General features: G+C 72.5%; 1 protein-coding gene and 1 pseudogene. One reads left to right on the top strand and one right to left on the bottom strand.

The annotated features are described in order from the left end of the window. Positions 1-37 precede the first annotated feature (37 nt). A complete protein-coding gene (purN, locus tag C665_RS19595; RefSeq protein WP_004329949.1) occupies positions 38-694 on the bottom strand; it encodes a phosphoribosylglycinamide formyltransferase in 657 nt (218 codons plus the stop codon). A gap of 214 nt (positions 695-908) precedes the next feature. Here purN and mutL point away from each other — a divergent pair. Further along, positions 909-1268, top strand: a pseudogene (mutL, locus tag C665_RS19590) (DNA mismatch repair endonuclease MutL); the annotation flags it as partial. Positions 1269-1284 lie beyond the last annotated feature (16 nt).

Here is a 1284-nt window from a genome sequence, read left to right as displayed (position 1 = left end):
CAGGCGGCGAGCGCGAGGCGCACGACCAGCCCGCGCATCACGCCCGCCCTCCGCCCTCGGGCGCAGGCACCAGCAGCGCCTCGCCGTCCTGGGCCGGCGCGTCGCGCAGGCTCACGCGGCCGGCGACGAGTTCGAGCCGATCCTCGACGAACCAGCGTACCGCCTGCGGGTAGATGAGGTGTTCCTGCGCCAGCACGCGCGCGGCCAGCTTGTCCTCGTCGTCGCCCGTCAGCACCGGCACCGCGGCCTGGATCACGATCGGCCCGTCGTCGAGCTCGGCGGTGACGAAATGCACGCTCGCGCCATGCACCTTCACCCCGGTCTCGAGCGCGCGGCGGTGGGTGTGCAGCCCCGGGAAGGCCGGCAGCAGCGAGGGGTGGATGTTGAGCAGGCGGCCTTCGTAGCGGCGCACGAAGCCGTCGCCGAGCACGCGCATGAACCCGGCGAGCACGACCAGGTCGGGCGCATGGGCGTCGATGCACTCGGCGAGCGCCTGGTCGAAGCCGGCGCGGTCGGGGTGGGACTTGTGGTCGACGACCGCGGTGGCGATGCCGTGCGCGCGTGCGAACTCGAGCCCGCCGGCGCCCGGCCGGTTGCTGATCACCGCGGCGATACGCGCGCCCGGGATGCCCGCACGCACGATGGCTTCCATATTGCTGCCGCGGCCGGAAATGAGGATGACGATGGACTTCATGGGATGCTGGAACGATGAAAAGATCCTGGCGGAGGACAGGGCTTGGGCGCGCGGACCGGCGGGCGCCCGCCCCGGAGCATGGCCGCGATGATACCCGACCCGCGCCACGCTCCCGGCACGGGCAAGGAAAATCGCCGGTTTTCTGCACGAGCGGCGGAAGGCTGTGCCGCCCCCGCACCCCCGTATAATCCCGCTTTTGCGTCGCCGCCCCCCCATGCCCCACATCCACCGCCTCTCCGACCTGCTGGTCAACCAGATCGCCGCCGGCGAGGTGGTCGAGCGCCCGGCCTCGGTGCTCAAGGAAGTACTCGAGAACGCGGTCGATGCTGGCGCGCGCGCGATCGAGGTGCAGCTCGAGCAGGGCGGCGTGCGGCGCATCCGCGTCGCCGACGACGGCTGCGGCATCGCGCGCGACGAGCTCGCGCTCGCGCTCGAGCGCCACGCCACCAGCAAGATCGCCACCCTCGACGACCTCGAGCGCGTGGGCACGATGGGGTTTCGCGGCGAGGCGCTGGCGGCCATCGCCGCGGTGGCGCGCACCGGCATCACCAGCCGCGCCGAGGGCGCGAGCCATGGCTGAAGCTTGATCC

This window comes from Thauera aminoaromatica S2, from assembly GCF_000310185.1.
GTDB classification, from domain to species: domain Bacteria; phylum Pseudomonadota; class Gammaproteobacteria; order Burkholderiales; family Rhodocyclaceae; genus Thauera; species Thauera aminoaromatica.
Note: the sequence above shows the minus strand (reverse complement) of the source record. Positions and strands in the feature narration are given on the sequence as shown.